The sequence below is a fragment of the Streptomyces sp. NPDC051207 genome, assembly GCF_040682395.1.
In the GTDB taxonomy this organism is placed as follows: domain Bacteria; phylum Actinomycetota; class Actinomycetes; order Streptomycetales; family Streptomycetaceae; genus Streptomyces.
Genome location: NZ_JBFBAX010000010.1, coordinates 101,602 through 115,977, shown reverse-complemented (window position 1 = coordinate 115,977; position 14,376 = coordinate 101,602). Strand labels below are relative to the sequence as shown.

Sequence of the window (14,376 nt, the reverse complement as noted above, 5' to 3'; positions counted from 1 at the left end):
GCGTCAGACCGCCGAGCCCGCCTTCCACTGCTCCCAGTCCATGTTCCAGCCGTTGAGGCCGTTGTCCGGGGCGACGGTCTTGTCACCGGTGTTCTGCACCACGACCACGTCACCGAGCATCGTGTTGTTGTAGAACCACGCACCCGGCGTGTTCGGGTCGTTCGCGCCCTTCTTGTCCTGCAGGCCGATACAGCCGTGGCTGGTGTTGGCGTTGCCGAAGACGGACGGCGCGCCCCAGTAGTTGCCGTGGATGAAGGTGCCGGAGCTGGTCAGGCGCAAGGCGTGCGGCACGTCCTTGATGTCGTACTCGCCCTTGCCGTCGTCGTCGGTGAAGCCGACCGTGGCGCCGTTCATCCGGGTCTCCTTGAACTTCTCGGAGATCACCATCTGGCCCTCGTACGTCTTGTTCTCGGGCGACCCGGCGGAGATCGGGATCGTCTTGATGGTCTTGCCGTTCTGCGTGACCTTCATCTGCTTGGTCTTCGCGTCGACGTAGGAGACCTGGTTGCGGCCGATCTTGAAGGTGACCGTCTTCTGCTGGACGCCGTAGACGCCCTCGGCGCCCTCGACGCCGTCCAGGGCGAGCTTGAGGGTGACGGTCTGGTTCTCCTGCCAGTAGTCCTCGGGACGGCAGTCCATGCGGTTGGCGTTGAACCAGTGGCAGGCGACCTCCTGGCCGCTGCTGGAGCTGACGGTGATGCCCTTCTGCACGGCCGCCTTGTTGGTGATCGCCTTGTCGAAGTTGATCGACACGGGCATGCCGACGCCCACCGTGGTGCCGTCGTCCGGCGTGAAGTTGCCGATGAAGCTGTTGTCCGGGGAGACCGTGGTGAAGGAGGCGTTCTCGTGGGCGGCGCGGCCCTCGGAGTCCTTGGCGGTCGCCGAGAGCTTGTAGGTGGTGGCGCGCTCCAGCTGGACGCTGGGCTTCCAGCTCGTCCTGTCGGCGGATATCTCACCCGCGACCGCCGTGCCGTCGGAGGTGGTCATCTTCACCTGGGTGAGCGTGCCCTTGCTCACGGTGACGGTGGCGGAGTTGTTGATGGAGGCGTTGTTCGAGCCGTCCTTGGGTGTGATCTCGATCTGGGCCTCGGAGGTCTTCTCGGCCGCGGCCTCGTCCACCTTCGCCTGGGAGTCACCGCCCTTGGCCCCGTCGCCCGCCGAGGCGCCGTCGGCGCCGGAACAGGCCGAGAGCACCAGAACCCCGCCGAGCAGTGCGGACGCGACCGTGAGGCCCCTGCGCCGCTTACTGTCCGTCATCACACGCTTCTCCATCGTTGCCGAATCCCGAAAAACCCCGAGAGTCCCCGTCAAGACCCGAGAGTCTTCGTCAAGAACTGTCAACGCTACGACCGGTTCGTCCCGTTCCACATTCCCCTGAGGTGTGGGGCACACCACGTCGCCGGACGGCGGGCGGTGCGGGGTCGGTCCGTGCGCCACTTGAGACGACGAAACCCCGGACGGCGGTTGCCGCCCGGGGTCACCATTTTCCCGGGCCGCGTCAGCCGGCCGCCTCTTCCTCGTCGTCCTCGGCGCCATCATCCTCGTCCAGGTCCCAGTCGGGCGAGTCAGGGTCGTAGTCGACCCGCTCACCACTCCACGAGGCCTGCTGGAGTTCCACCCCCGGAACCTCGCTGACCAGGTCGAACGGGTCGACGAGGTGGGCGAGGGCCTCCGCGGTGTCTTCCGTCACAGCCCTCTCGGCATGAACACGCTCCGCCGGGGGCATCTCGGGGTCACCGGCGATTCTGCGGAGCGCGGCTGCGGTGAGGGCGGCCTCGTCCTCCACTTCGAGGACGAGTTCCACGCGAACGCGCACAAAACGTGATGTGTCTTCAGTCTCCATGCCGGGAGCGTACGGCGCTGCGCTCCCGTGACTTTCCCGTGACCCGCACCGTTCACTAACATCGCCCCACACGGCCAATTCGCCAGCGCCACAAGGGGATCGATATTCCGTGTCATCCGCTCGCCGAACGTTGCTGACCGCCACCGCCGCGGGGACCCTGCTGGGTGCCCTGTGGTTCGTTCCGTCCGCGAACGCGACGTCGGAAACCCCGGCCGGAGCGCTGTCCTCGGCGAACCCCGCGCCGCAGGTCACGGCACAGGCGAGAGCCGCCGCCGCGGACGCCCCGGCAGCCGGGCCGCAGGACGTCCGCCTGGCCGACACCGGCAGCTTCGACAGCACGCCGTACGTCGTCGGCGGCACGCTGTTCCTGACCCTCGGCGCGGGTTTCGTGGTGTACTCCGTACGCCGCGAGCGCCTTGGTTTCTGACGGCCCGTTCGGGCACGAGGTGACCCGGGCCCCGCCGGGCGGCGGGGCCCCGGCCCGGTCGGCTGCTACGTCAGTGGGCCGGTGACCGTCTCCACCGCCGCGAGGAGCCGTCCCTCCCGCACGAACGCCTCCGCCGCGGCCAGGTCGGGCGCCAGGAACCGGTCCGGTCCGGGGCCCTGGACGCCGGCATCGCGCGCGGCCTCGATGACGGCCCGGGTGGCCGGGGCCGGGGTGAGGCCCTCGCGGAGCTGGACGCCGCGGGTGGCGGCGTACAGCTCGATGGCGATGACGCGGGTGAGGTTGTCCACGGCCGTGCGCAGCTTGCGCGCCGCCGACCAGCCCATCGACACGTGGTCCTCCTGCATGGCGGAGGACGGGATGGAGTCGGCGGACGCCGGTACGGCCAGCCGCTTCAGCTCGCTGACCAGGGCGGCCTGCGTGTACTGAGCGATCATCAGGCCGGAGTCCACGCCCGGGTCGTCGGCGAGGAACGGGGGCAGGCCGTGGCTGCGGTTCTTGTCCAGCAGCCGGTCGGTGCGGCGCTCGGCGATGGAGCCGAGGTCGGCGGCGGCGACGGCGAGGAAGTCCAGGACGTAGGCGACCGGGGCGCCGTGGAAGTTGCCGTTGGACTCCACCCGCCCGTCGGGCAGGACGACCGGATTGTCGACGGCGGCGGCCAGTTCGCGCTCGGCGACAAGCCGGGCGTGCGCCATGGTGTCGCGTCCGGCGCCGGCGACCTGCGGGGCGCAGCGCACCGAGTAGGCGTCCTGCACGCGCGGCGCGTCGTCCTGGTGGTGCCCGGTCAGTCCCGAACCCTCCAGTACGGCGGCCATGTTGGCGGCGCTGGCGGCCTGGCCGGGGTGCGGCCGGATGGCGTGCAGTTCGGGGGCGAGGACCTTGTCGGTGCCGAGCAGGGCCTCCAGCGACAGGGCGGCCGTGACGTCGGCGGACTTGTAGAGGGTGTCGAGGTCGGCGAGGGCCATGATCAGCATGCCGAGCATGCCGTCGGTGCCGTTGAGGAGCGCGAGGCCCTCCTTCTCGCACAGCTCGACGGGCCGGATGCCGTGCTCGGCGAGGAGTGCGGCGGCGGGCCGTACGACGCCGTCGGGGCCCTCGGCGTCGCCCTCGCCCATCAGCGCGAGCGCGCAGTGCGACAGCGGCGCGAGGTCGCCGGAGCAGCCGAGCGAGCCGTATTCGTGGACGACCGGGGTGATTCCGGCGTTGAGGACGTCGGCCATGGTCCGCGCGACCTCGGGGCGGACGCCGGTGTGCCCGGAGCAGACGGTCTTCAGCCTCAGGAACATCAGGGCCCGGACGACTTCCCGCTCGACGCGCGGGCCCATGCCGGCGGCGTGCGAGCGGACGATGTTGCGCTGCAGCTGGGCGCGCAGCTCCGGGCTGATGTGCCGGGTCGCCAGGGCGCCGAAGCCGGTGCTCACGCCGTAGACGGGGTCGGGCTTGGCCGCCAGGGCGTCCACGATCTCGCGGGCCGCGGCGAGCGCGGCCACGGCCTCGGACGACAGCTCGACGCGGGCACCGCCGCGCGCCACGGCGAGCACGTCGGACGCGGTCACGCCGACGGTCCCCACCACCACAGTGTGCATATCCATATTCAGGAGCGTACGCAGTGAATTCAGTACTGTCACCACCGAGGGCGGGGCTCGCCCCTTACCGGTGCGTCACACACCCCGGCTCACGCGGGGGGCACGCGGCGGCCCCGGAAGCGCCGGCGTTCGCCGCTCCCCTCCCGGGGCGGCGAGTCGGCGAGCCGGACCACCGGATCGTCGGGTCCCTCCCGCCCGGCGACGACCGGCCCGGTGGCCTGCAGGGCCTTGGCCCGGTACTGGGCGGCGTCCGCGAGCCGGAACAGCCGGCGGGCGGAGTGCACCGGCCCGATCGGGTCCCCGGTGGAGGCGACCCCGCAGGCCACGCCCTCGCCGAGTTCCAGCTCGGCGGCGCGGCGGCACAGTTCGCCGGCCACCCTGACGACCTCGTCGGCGGGCGGCCCGACCGCGAGGAGGCAGAACTCGTCGCCGCCGAGCCGGGCCGCGAGCGCGCCCGGCAGTATGGCGCCGCACAGCGACAGCACGGACCCGAAACGTTCCAGCAGGCGGTCGCCGACGGCGTGCCCCTGGGTGTCGTTGACGCGCTTGAGCCCGTTCAGGTCGCAGACGACGAGGCTGACGACCACGCCGTCCGCGCGGTGCCGCTCGACCGCCTCCTCCAGCCGTACGTCGACGGCGCGGCGGTTGGCGAGCCCGGTGAGCGCGTCGGTGAACGCCAGCCGCCTGGCCTCCTCGATCCGCTCGGTCTGCGCGATCCCGGCGGCCACGACGGACGCCAGGACGGTGGCGAAGTCGGCGTCGGACCGGCCGAAGACCGGCCGGCCCGTCGGGCGCGCCACGTACAGCTCGCCCCAGGCCCGGCCGTGCAGCACGATCGGCGCGACCACGCAGCAGCCCCGGCCGCGGCGGCGCAGCGCGGCGACCCGCTCATGGACGTAGCCGGGGCGCCGGTCGGCCGCGGGCCCCTCGACCGTCTCCACCCAGGCGTCGGGCTCGCCGCCCTGCGCCCACCGCTCGTGCAGGAACTCGGTGATCTCCGGGAACTGGTGCACGGGGTAGGTCTCGCCCTCCGGGAACTCCTCCTCGCCCGCCGCGCGCTGCCCAACGTTGACGAGGACGCGCAGCCGGCCCAGCTCCCGTTCCCACACCGACAGCGCCGCGAAGTTCCCGCCCAGCGCGTCGCACGCGCCGAGGGCCGCCGCCCGCCACGCCTCACGCGCGTTGTGCGCGGCGGCCATGCTCTGCGCCAGCGCCACGACGGCCGCGAGCCGCCTGTCCTCACCCATCACTCCAGGCTAGGGACAATCAGGACGGATCGGGATGTCGGCGTTCGCGGGTTGGGCCGTTAGTGCGGGCCGGCCCCGCGCTACTCCCCCGGCCATTGGGGCGCGCGCTTCTCGTTGAACGCGGCCACGCCCTCCGCGCGGTCCCCGGAGAACGCCACCGAGCGCCAGGCCGCGTCCTCGACCTCCAGGCCCGCCCGCAGGTCCAGGCCGTGCCCGAGCCGCAGCGCCCGCTTGGCGGCGCGCAGGCCCACCGGCGAGTTCGCCGCGATACGGGACGCCAGCGCCAGCGCCCGCGTACGGTCCTCGCCCTCCTCCACCAGCTCGTCGACCAGCCCCAGCTCCCGGGCCTCGGCGGCCTCCAGGCGCCGCGCCGAGAAGATCAGCTCCGCCGCGCGGGCCGCGCCCACCCGGCGCGGCAGCAGCTGCGTGCCGCCGCCGCCCGGGATGACGCCCACGGACACCTCGGGCAGCCCCACCACGGCCGTACGGTCGGCCACGATCAGGTCGCAGGACAGCGCCAGCTCGAAGCCGCCGCCCAGCGCGAAGCCGTGCACCGCCGCGAGCGTCGGCATCGGCAGCTCCAGCACGCCGGTGTACGCGGCGCGCGCGACCGGGCGCTGCCGCAGCAGGTCGGCGTCGGTGAAGGAGTTGCGCTCCTTCAGGTCCGCCCCGACGCAGAACGCCCGCTCGTGCGTCGAGGTCAGGACGACGACGCGTACGCTCCTGTCCTCGCCGAGCGCCGCGCACGCCGCGGTGAGGGACCGGGCCATGCCGGTCGAGACGGCGTTCATGGCCTTGGGCCGGTCGAGGGCCAGCTCCGCGACGTACTCGTGCCGCCGCACCAGCACGAACTCCCCGAACCGCTCCTCACTCATGACACCCTCCCGGTTAACGCGGGTTAACAAGTTTCCCCCGATCATCGCAGCCCACCCGGCCGGGCGGAACCCCGGCCCCTTTCGGCGCGGTTGTCACCCCCCGCCCACCCGTTCGAGTGACATCGCAGGGACCTCCGTCCACACCTCCCACCCCCTCCCATAGCGTGCGTCCACCACGGCGCATTGGGGGGCGCGTGAGGTTGGGGAGGGAGCGCGATGACAGTGAATACGCCGGACGGGCCGGGGGCGGCAGCGTCGGACACGCCGGGTGCGGTGAAGCGTCCGGGGACAACAGGGGTCGGACGGGTCGCCGAGGCTGTGAAGGCCCGAAGGGCCGGTGCGAAAGCTGCGAAGGTTGGGGAGACGGGAAGGGCTCCGAGGCCTGATGCGTCCCGGAAGGCCGCGAGGCCTGCGGAAGCGCGGGCGGCTGAGGCGGTGGGGCCTGCGCAGGTCCGGCAGCCGGCGCAGGCCCCACAGCCCGCCGAGGCGGGACAGGCACCACCGCCTGTTGAGGCGCGGGAGACGGCGAAGGCCGCGGGGGCCCCGGAGCCACGGAGGACGACGGAGGCCGCGAAGCCCGCGGAGACCGGGGCGCCGGCAAAGACCCCGAAGCCGTCGACGACACGGAAGGACGCACAGCCTGCGGGAACCCGAGCCGCGACGAAAGCCCCGAGGCCCGCCGGGGCGAGGGAGGCCACCGCCCCCACCGAGGTCCGGCAGACGGCGGAGGCCGCACAGGCAAGCGAGTCGCAGGAGGCCGCAGAAGCCGCCGGGGCCGCCGACCCATCGGAGGCAACCGAGGCCGCCGAGCCTGTCGAGGCCAGGGAAGCCACCGCACCCACCGAGGCCCAGCAAGCCCCGGAGACCGCACGGACACCCGAGCCACCGAAGTCCACACGGGCCGTCAACTCCCCGCAGGCAGCGGAAGCCGCAGAGGCAGCCGAGTCTCGTGAGGCCGAGGAGCCACACGAGGCCAGCGAGTTACACGAAGCCAAGGAGTCCCACGAGACCACTGAAGTCACCCACTCCCAGGCCGCGCAGGCCGCCGATCCGCCAGAGGCAACCGCGGCCGTCCCACTGGAGGCACCCGCGGCCCGCCCACCAGCGAAGCCACCCGCCGCCGCCACCCCCCAGCGGACCCGCGCCGCAGTCACAGCCCCGTCGTCCCAAGACGCCTCCGCCCTCCGAGGCCGTCACCGTCGTCCCCGGCGCCGCACCCGCATGGTGCTCCTCGCCGTCGGGAGTCTCGTCCTGGCGGCCGGTGCGTTGAGCCTCGTACGCCCGGGGGCCGAGTCCGGGGTCGGGGGTGCGGATGTCGCCGAGGCCGCGCCGGGGAGGGGTTCCGTGCCCGCCACCGGCCGGGCCACGCATCCCGTCGGCGCCGCGTCGGACATCCCCCGCGTGGCTCCGTCCGCCCCCTCGGCCCCACTCGGCGGCGCCGGCCCGCGCCCGTTGCCCGACGCGGCCACCACCGCACCCGGCGACACCCCGGCCACCCCGGCCACCCGGTCCGCGGCGGCCCCGCAGGCCTCCCCCACCCCGGACGTGGCTGCTTCCCCCGCCCCGCCCCCGCCCCCGTCCGCGACCGCCGAGCCCTCGCGCCCGAGCCCGAGTCCGACGCCCGAACCTTCCCGGAACACTCCGGCGCCCGAACCGGACCGGCCCGGCCTCTGCGTACCGCTCATCGGTGTCTGCCTGGACCTGGACCTGGACCTGGACCTCGGCGGCGGCTGACCGCGAGAACGCCCGCTATCCCGCCGAAGGCGTCCCGTTCCGCCTGGTCAGGAGCCAGGGCTCGACCACGCCGAGGCCGCGCACCGGGCGCTGCCACATCGGCTGGAGCGCGCAGCGGTAGGCCGGGGGCTCCTTGCCCTCCTTCTCCGCGGCGGCGGCCTCCTCCGCTGCCGCCGCCTCCGAGGCGGGCGCCTCGCCGGTGCGGACGAGTTCCTCGGCGAAGGCGCTGTCGACGAGCACCGCGTCCCGGGGCGCTATCGACGTCAGCCGGGAGGCGAGGTTCACGGTCGTACCGAAGACGTCACCCATCCGGGTGGTGACCGTGCCGAACGCCATGCCCACGCGCAGCTCCGGCATGGTCTCGTCGTGCGCCATGGTCTCGATGAGACGCAGCGCGATCTCCGCGGCCGTGCCGGCGTCGTCGGCGACGTAGAGCACCTCGTCGCCGAGCGTCTTGATGAGCCGTCCGCCGCGGGCGGCCACGAGGTCGGCGGCGGTCGTCTCGAAGGCCTCGACCAGCTCGCCGAGCTCCTCCTCCTCCATGCGGCGGGTCAGCCGCGTGAACCCGACGAGGTCGGCGAAGGCGACGGCGAGCCGCCGGTCGACCATCTCCTCGTCGTCGGCGGCCTGCACGACGCGCCCGGCCGACGCGGCGAGCTGGCGCCGCCACACGTAGACGAGGAACTCCTCCAGCTCGGGCAGGAGCAGCTCGACGATCGGGTACGTCACCTCGGTGCGGGTCATGCCCGGCTCGGGGGGCTCGGTCAGGCCCTCCAGGAAGGAGTCGATCTGCCACTCGGCGAGCCGGCCGGTGGTCTGCCCGGTGGACCGGGCCACCTGCACGGCCATGGCCTCGCTGAGCAGTCCGGCCTCCACGAGACCGGCCAGCCGCCGCAGCGCCAGTACGTCCGCCTCGGTGAGCGCCTTGGCCTGCCCGACGTCGGCGAAGCCCATGGCCCGCCAGAAGCGGGTGGCCAGCTCCATGGTGACGCCCGCGCTGCGCGCCGCCTGGAAGGGGGTGTAGCGGCGCTCGGCGCCCAGGATGAGCTGTTCGAGGCGCAGCGCGAGGGGGTTGTCCTCACCGGAGTCGGCGGGGTCGGGGTCGACCCGGCCGTGTGCGCCGGTGTCGGAGCCCGAGTCGTCGACGGTCACGCCTGTTGCCCTTCCGATCTGCCGCGGTCAGGTATCGACCGGGCTCAACTGTACGGCAGGTGTGGGCCACCTCACTCCTTCGACGACGTCGCCGGTGGGAGGCGTGGTGGCCCTCCCGTCACGCCGGCCGCAGGTGCACGATGTCGCCCGCTCCCACGGGTTCCTGCACGCCGTTCTCGGTGGCCAGCACCAGCCGCCCGTCGCCGTCCACGGCGACGGCCTCGCCGCTGACCGAGCGGTCCCCGGGGAGGTCCGCGCGGACCACCCGTCCGAGGGTCGCGCAGCCGGCCGCGTACGTCTCCTGCAGGCCGCTGGCCGCCGGGTCCCCGCCCGAGCGGCGCCACTTCCCGTACCACTGTTCGAGCGAGCGGAGCACGGCCCTGAGGAGCGGGTCGCGGTCGGTGCCGGTGGCGCCGGCGAGGGCCAGCGACCCGGCCTGCGGCACCGGCAGCTCGTCCGCGCGGAGGGTGACGTTGATGCCGACGCCGATCACCACGCCCTGGTCGCCGGCCCGCTCGGCGAGGATGCCCCCCGCCTTGCGTTCCTCGCCGCCGACGGTCACCAGGAGGTCGTTGGGCCACTTGAGTGCCGTGTCGACGCCCGCCGCCCGGGACAGGCCGGTCGCCACGGCGACGCCGGTGAGCAGCGGCAGCCAGCCCCAGCGGGCCACCGGCACCTCGGCGGGGTTCAGCAGGACGGAGAAGAAGAGGCCGGAGCGGGGCGGCGCGGTCCACTGCCGGTCGAGCCGGCCCCGGCCGGAGGTCTGTTCCTCGGCGATCAGGACGGCGCCCTCGCTGGCCTCGCCCTTCACCGCCCGGTCCACCAGGTCGGAGTTGGTGGAGCCGGTCCGCTGCACCACGTCCACCTGCGACCACAGTCCGCCCTCGCGCATCAGCGCCCGTCGCAGGGCGGCGGCGCCGAGCGGCGGGCGGTCGAGGTCCGACCACCGGTTGTCGTTCGCGTCTGAAGCATCTTGCGGCGTCATGCAAGCCACCCTAGGTGTGGTAAACGCCGCACTGCCGATCGGTAGGGCCCCCGATACGCTACGGATCAGTAACCGTCCCCCTTTTGAGCAGGCAGGGAGCCGCATCCCGATGTCCGAGCCGGAAGAGCTGCAGCAGCCTGACATCCACACGACCGCGGGCAAGCTCGCGGATCTCCAGCGCCGCATCCAGGAGGCCACGCACGCCGGTTCGGAACGCGCTGTCGAGAAGCAGCACGCCAAGGGCAAGCTGACGGCGCGTGAGCGGATCGAACTCCTCATGGACGAGGGCTCCTTCGTCGAACTGGACGAGTTCGCCCGGCACCGGTCCACCAACTTCGGCCTGGACGGCAACCGCCCCTACGGCGACGGCGTGGTCACCGGCTACGGCACGGTCGACGGCCGCCCGGTCGCGGTGTTCTCCCAGGACTTCACCGTCTTCGGCGGCGCGCTGGGCGAGGTGTACGGCCAGAAGATCGTCAAGGTGATGGACTTCGCGCTGAAGACCGGCTGCCCGGTCATCGGCATCAACGACTCCGGGGGCGCCCGCATCCAGGAAGGCGTCGCCTCCCTCGGCGCGTACGGCGAGATCTTCCGCCGCAACACGCACGCGTCGGGCGTCATCCCGCAGATCAGCCTGATCGTCGGCCCGTGCGCGGGCGGCGCGGTCTACTCCCCGGCCATCACCGACTTCACGGTCATGGTCGACCAGACCTCGCACATGTTCATCACCGGCCCGGACGTGATCAAGACCGTCACGGGTGAGGACGTCGGCTTCGAGGAGCTGGGCGGCGCCCGCACGCACAACTCCACCTCGGGCGTGGCGCACCACATGGCCGGCGACGAGAAGGACGCGATCGAGTACGTCAAGCAGCTGCTGTCGTACCTGCCGTCCAACAACCTCTCCGAGCCTCCCGCGTTCCCCGAGGAGGCCGCCCTGGAGGTGACGGACGAGGACCGCGAGCTCGACGTGATCGTGCCGGACTCGGCGAACCAGCCCTACGACATGCACACCGTGGTCGAGCACGTCCTGGACGACGCGGAGTTCTTCGAGACGCAGCCGCTGTTCGCGCCGAACATCCTCACCGGCTTCGGCCGCGTGGAGGGCACCCCGGTCGGTGTCGTCGCCAACCAGCCGATGCAGTTCGCCGGCTGCCTGGACATCAAGGCCTCCGAGAAGGCGGCCCGCTTCGTGCGCACCTGCGACGCGTTCAACATCCCGGTGCTGACCTTCGTCGACGTACCCGGCTTCCTGCCCGGCGTGGACCAGGAGCACGACGGCATCATCCGCCGCGGCGCCAAGCTGATCTACGCCTACGCCGAGGCCACCGTCCCGCTGATCACGGTGATCACCCGCAAGGCGTTCGGCGGCGCCTACGACGTGATGGGCTCCAAGCACCTCGGCGCCGACCTGAACCTGGCGTGGCCCACCGCCCAGATCGCGGTGATGGGCGCGCAGGGCGCGGTCAACATCCTGCACCGCCGCGCCATCGCCGAATCGGACGACCCCGAGGCGGCCCGCGCCCGGCTGATGCAGGAGTACGAGGACGCCCTCCTCAACCCCTACGTCGCCGCCGAGCGCGGCTACGTCGACGCCGTGATCATGCCGTCCGACACCCGCCGGCACGTCGTCCGCGGCCTGCGCCAGCTGCGCACCAAGCGGGAGACCCTCCCGCCCAAGAAGCACGGCAACATCCCCCTGTAGGTCCCGAGCACCTGGGAGCGGACATGACGATCAAGGTCGTACGGGGCAACCCGACGCCGGAGGAGCTGGCCGCCGCACTGGCGGTGGTCCAGGCGCGCGCCGCGGCGGCGACAGCGATACCGCGCACCGCGTCCACGGTCCGTGACTCCTGGTCCGACCCGGCGCGCATCGCGGCCCGCCGCCTGCCCCGGCCGGGCCCGGTGTCGTGGTCGCGGACGTACTGGCCGGGTTAGAGGAGCTTCGCCACAGCCCCGGCCATCACCTCGTACCCCGCGTCGTTGGGGTGCAGGTGGTCGCCGGAGTCGTACGCCGGGTGCAGCCGGTCCGGGTCGTCCGGGCCGGCCATCACCCGCTGGAGGTCGACGACCTCGGCGTACTCCCCGGAGCCGCGGATCCACTCGTTCAGCTCGTGGCTCGTCCTCGCCGCGTGCGCGCCCCAGTGGTCGGAGCCGCCGAACGGCAGCAGGGTCGCGCCGATCACCCGCAGGCCCCGGGCCTGCCGCAGCAGCTCGCGGTGGCCCGCGATGAGGTCGGCGGCCTCCACGACCGGCGCCGGATGGTACGTCGGCTGTTGGGACGTCTCGCTGAAGCCGATGTCGTTGAGGCCGAGCAGGACGACCAGGGTGTCCACGCCGACGTGGTCGAGGACGTCGCGGCGCAGCCGGTGCACGGCCTTCTCGCCGTACCAGGCGGAGTCGTTGAGCAGCAGGTTGCCGCCGATCCCGGCGTTGAGGACGGGCCGCCCGGTGCGGGCGGCGAGCGCGTCGGACCAGCGGCGGTCGGCGCCCGGCGTGGAGCCGAAGCCGTCGGTGATCGAGTCGCCGAGGAGGGCGACGGCGTCGGCGCGCCCGGTGTCCACCTCCAGGGCCGACAGGAAGTACCAGGACTCGCTCGTCGCGTCGAAGCCGTCTCCCGACAGGTCCGTGAGCAGGTCGCCGGGGCCCCGGTGGCTGGTCGTGAAGGCCTGCGCGTGGAAGGTGGCGGGACCGGTGACGGCCTCGAAGTGCAGGGTGACGGTGAGCGGTTCCCGGGCGTGGACGGCGAGTTCGGCCGGGTCGCTCAGCAGCTGCCCGCGCGGCGGTATGTCGGCGCCGTGGTTTCCCCGGAAGGTGAGCCTGCGCAGTGACCGCGGCTCCACGCAGGCGCCTTGCCGCGACCGGGCCACGGTGGCGCCCGCGAGGCGGACGGGCGAGGTGCCGTAGGCGTTCGAGAGGCGGATGCGGAGCCGGTCGCCGCCCGCGCCGGGGCGGACGGTCTGGCGCAGCGACTGGCGCCAGAAGCCCTCGCGCGACCAGTTCGGGGTGAAGCCCTCACTGGGGCGCTGGGGTGACGCGGTCCAGACGGTGGTGAACATGGCACACCTCTCCAAACGGGACTGAAGTCCCTTTAACTGTAGACACACCAGCGCGCCTAATGGAACCCCAGACCCTTTTACCGGAAAGTTGAGTACGCGTACTCAGGCGCCGCACCGGACCCGCGATCGACCATGGAAGGCATGCTGTGGTCCGACCCCGAGAACGAGCCGCCCCAGGAACTGCGGGACACGCAGGAGATGTTGCGGCGGCTGGGCGTTCTCGTGGCGCTCGCCATGGTGCTGGCGATGCTCGTCATCGGGGTGAGATGAGCCCGCCCGGGACCGCCGATACCCTGGCCGCATGACAGATCAGCCGCGCCGCCGACTCGTGCTCGCCTCCCAGTCCCCCGCCCGGCTCGGACTGCTCCGCCAGGCCGGACTCGACCCCGAGGTGATCGTGAGCGGCGTCGACGAGGACGCCGTCACCGCCCCCACCCCCGCCGAGCTGGCGCTCGCCCTCGCCGAGGCCAAGGCCTCCGTGGTCGCGGCGAAGCCCGAGGTCAAGGGCGCGCTGGTGATCGGCTGCGACTCGGTGCTCGAACTGGACGGCCGGGCCCTCGGCAAGCCCGCCGACGCCGAGGAGGCCGCCGCGCGCTGGAAGGCGATGCGCGGCCGGGCCGGCATCCTCCAGACGGGCCACTGCGTCTACGACACGCTCGGCGGGCGGTACGTCTCGGCGACCGCGTCCACCGTGGTCCGCTTCGGCGAGCCCACCGACGAGGAGATCGCCGCGTACGTCGCCTCGGGCGAGCCGCTCCACGTGGCCGGCGCGTTCACCCTGGACGGCCGGTCGGCGCCGTTCATCGACGGCATTGAGGGCGACCACGGCAATGTGATCGGCCTCAGCCTGCCCCTCGTCCGGCGGCTGCTGGCCCGACTGGGCGTCGGCATCACCCAGTTGTGGGCGCCGGCGAAGGGGTGACGGGGGAGCCGTCCGGCCCGCCGTCACCGGGCACGGCGTCGGCGGGCTCCGCGGGCCGGGCGGGACGGTCGTACGTCATCAGCAGCAGGACGACGAGCCCCAGCACCAGGACCATGAACAGGAACGCGTGCCGGCCCACCAGGCCCCAGGTGAAGGCGCCGAGCAGGGCGTGCACCACGGCCACGCTGATCAGCAGGACCCGGCCGAGACCGGCGGGCGGGCGGTCGCGCAGCGCCACGAGCAGGGCGACCAGGCCGCACAGGGCGAAGTAGAGCCCGAAGACCACTGCGCCGATCTTCGACGACGTCGACATCATGTGCGGGTCGAGACCGGCCAGCGACATGTCCTGACGGTCCACGACGACCCCGAGGAACCAGTTCAGCGCCGCGATGCCGACCGCTTCGGCGAAGAGCACGACAGCCACGATCCACGCCACCGGCCTGCGCACCACGAACCCCACCCTCTTTCCACCACCGCTCCAGCGCACCGGATAAGACTGGCGTTACCAGAAGTACGTTCGAGCCGTCCCGA

Annotated in this window: 15 protein-coding genes; 6 read left to right on the top strand and 9 right to left on the bottom strand. The window is 72.8% G+C overall.

Annotated elements, in window-relative coordinates:
* Positions 1-3: 3 nt before the first annotated feature.
* Together AB0M97_RS13030 and AB0M97_RS13025 are read right to left on the bottom strand one after the other, a co-directional pair.
* Positions 4-1,257 carry an Ig-like domain-containing protein gene (locus tag AB0M97_RS13030; RefSeq protein ID WP_365960882.1) on the bottom strand — a complete coding sequence of 418 codons (1,254 nt, stop codon included), beginning with the start codon at positions 1,255-1,257 and terminating at the stop codon, positions 4-6.
* Between the two features lie 241 nt (positions 1,258-1,498).
* Positions 1,499-1,843 carry a hypothetical protein gene (locus tag AB0M97_RS13025; protein WP_365960881.1) on the bottom strand — a complete coding sequence of 115 codons (345 nt, stop codon included), beginning with the start codon at positions 1,841-1,843 and terminating at the stop codon, positions 1,499-1,501.
* Positions 1,844-1,952: 109 nt separating this feature from the next.
* On the opposite strand from AB0M97_RS13025, the gene AB0M97_RS13020 reads away from it, so the two are divergent.
* Entirely contained in the window at positions 1,953-2,270 is a 318-nt protein-coding gene (locus tag AB0M97_RS13020) for a hypothetical protein (RefSeq protein WP_365960880.1), read from the top strand.
* A gap of 65 nt (positions 2,271-2,335) precedes the next feature.
* Here AB0M97_RS13020 and hutH read toward each other — a convergent pair whose 3' ends face one another.
* From hutH to AB0M97_RS13005, 3 genes are all read right to left on the bottom strand, one after another.
* A complete protein-coding gene (hutH, locus tag AB0M97_RS13015; protein ID WP_365960981.1) occupies positions 2,336-3,874 on the bottom strand; it encodes a histidine ammonia-lyase in 1,539 nt (512 codons plus the stop codon).
* Between the two features lie 89 nt (positions 3,875-3,963).
* Positions 3,964-5,121 carry a sensor domain-containing diguanylate cyclase gene (locus AB0M97_RS13010; protein WP_365960879.1) on the bottom strand — a complete coding sequence of 386 codons (1,158 nt, stop codon included), beginning with the start codon at positions 5,119-5,121 and terminating at the stop codon, positions 3,964-3,966.
* An 80-nt stretch (positions 5,122-5,201) separates the two neighbouring features.
* On the bottom strand, positions 5,202-5,996 hold the full coding sequence (locus AB0M97_RS13005) for an enoyl-CoA hydratase-related protein (protein ID WP_365960878.1): 795 nt from the start codon (positions 5,994-5,996) through the stop codon (positions 5,202-5,204).
* A gap of 1,344 nt (positions 5,997-7,340) precedes the next feature.
* Between AB0M97_RS13005 and AB0M97_RS13000 the strand changes: the two genes are divergently transcribed.
* Positions 7,341-7,730, top strand: a complete 390-nt coding sequence (locus tag AB0M97_RS13000; RefSeq protein ID WP_365960877.1) for a hypothetical protein — start codon at positions 7,341-7,343, stop codon at positions 7,728-7,730.
* Between the two features lie 15 nt (positions 7,731-7,745).
* Here the strand turns inward: AB0M97_RS13000 and AB0M97_RS12995 are convergent, their stop codons facing one another.
* Positions 7,746-8,882: an adenylate/guanylate cyclase domain-containing protein gene (locus AB0M97_RS12995; RefSeq protein WP_365960876.1), complete on the bottom strand. Its 1,137-nt coding sequence runs from the start codon at positions 8,880-8,882 to the stop codon at positions 7,746-7,748.
* 118 nt (positions 8,883-9,000) lie between these two features.
* Positions 9,001-9,867, bottom strand: a complete 867-nt coding sequence (locus tag AB0M97_RS12990) for a biotin--[acetyl-CoA-carboxylase] ligase (RefSeq protein WP_365960875.1) — start codon at positions 9,865-9,867, stop codon at positions 9,001-9,003.
* Between the two features lie 109 nt (positions 9,868-9,976).
* Here AB0M97_RS12990 and AB0M97_RS12985 point away from each other — a divergent pair, with 109 nt between their 5' ends.
* Both AB0M97_RS12985 and AB0M97_RS12980 read left to right on the top strand, forming a co-directional pair.
* Positions 9,977-11,569, top strand: a complete 1,593-nt coding sequence (locus AB0M97_RS12985; RefSeq protein ID WP_365960874.1) for an acyl-CoA carboxylase subunit beta — start codon at positions 9,977-9,979, stop codon at positions 11,567-11,569.
* A 23-nt stretch (positions 11,570-11,592) separates the two neighbouring features.
* A complete protein-coding gene (locus AB0M97_RS12980) occupies positions 11,593-11,802 on the top strand; it encodes an acyl-CoA carboxylase epsilon subunit (RefSeq protein ID WP_365960873.1) in 210 nt (69 codons plus the stop codon).
* Here AB0M97_RS12980 and AB0M97_RS12975 read toward each other — a convergent pair.
* Complete coding sequence (locus AB0M97_RS12975; protein ID WP_365960871.1) at positions 11,799-12,923, bottom strand: SGNH/GDSL hydrolase family protein; 1,125 nt, start codon at positions 12,921-12,923, stop codon at positions 11,799-11,801. The two genes, AB0M97_RS12980 and AB0M97_RS12975, sit on opposite strands and share 4 nt — an antisense overlap.
* 141 nt (positions 12,924-13,064) lie before the next feature.
* Here AB0M97_RS12975 and AB0M97_RS12970 point away from each other — a divergent pair, with 141 nt between their 5' ends.
* Entirely contained in the window at positions 13,065-13,193 is a 129-nt protein-coding gene (locus AB0M97_RS12970; RefSeq protein WP_358659044.1) for a hypothetical protein, read from the top strand.
* Positions 13,194-13,224: 31 nt separating this feature from the next.
* On the top strand, positions 13,225-13,845 hold the full coding sequence (locus AB0M97_RS12965) for a nucleoside triphosphate pyrophosphatase (RefSeq protein WP_365960870.1): 621 nt from the start codon (positions 13,225-13,227) through the stop codon (positions 13,843-13,845).
* Here the strand turns inward: AB0M97_RS12965 and AB0M97_RS12960 are convergent.
* Positions 13,814-14,296, bottom strand: coding sequence for a hypothetical protein (locus AB0M97_RS12960; protein ID WP_365960869.1), 483 nt, complete (start codon positions 14,294-14,296; stop codon positions 13,814-13,816). The genes AB0M97_RS12965 and AB0M97_RS12960 overlap by 32 nt on opposite strands.
* Positions 14,297-14,376 lie beyond the last annotated feature (80 nt).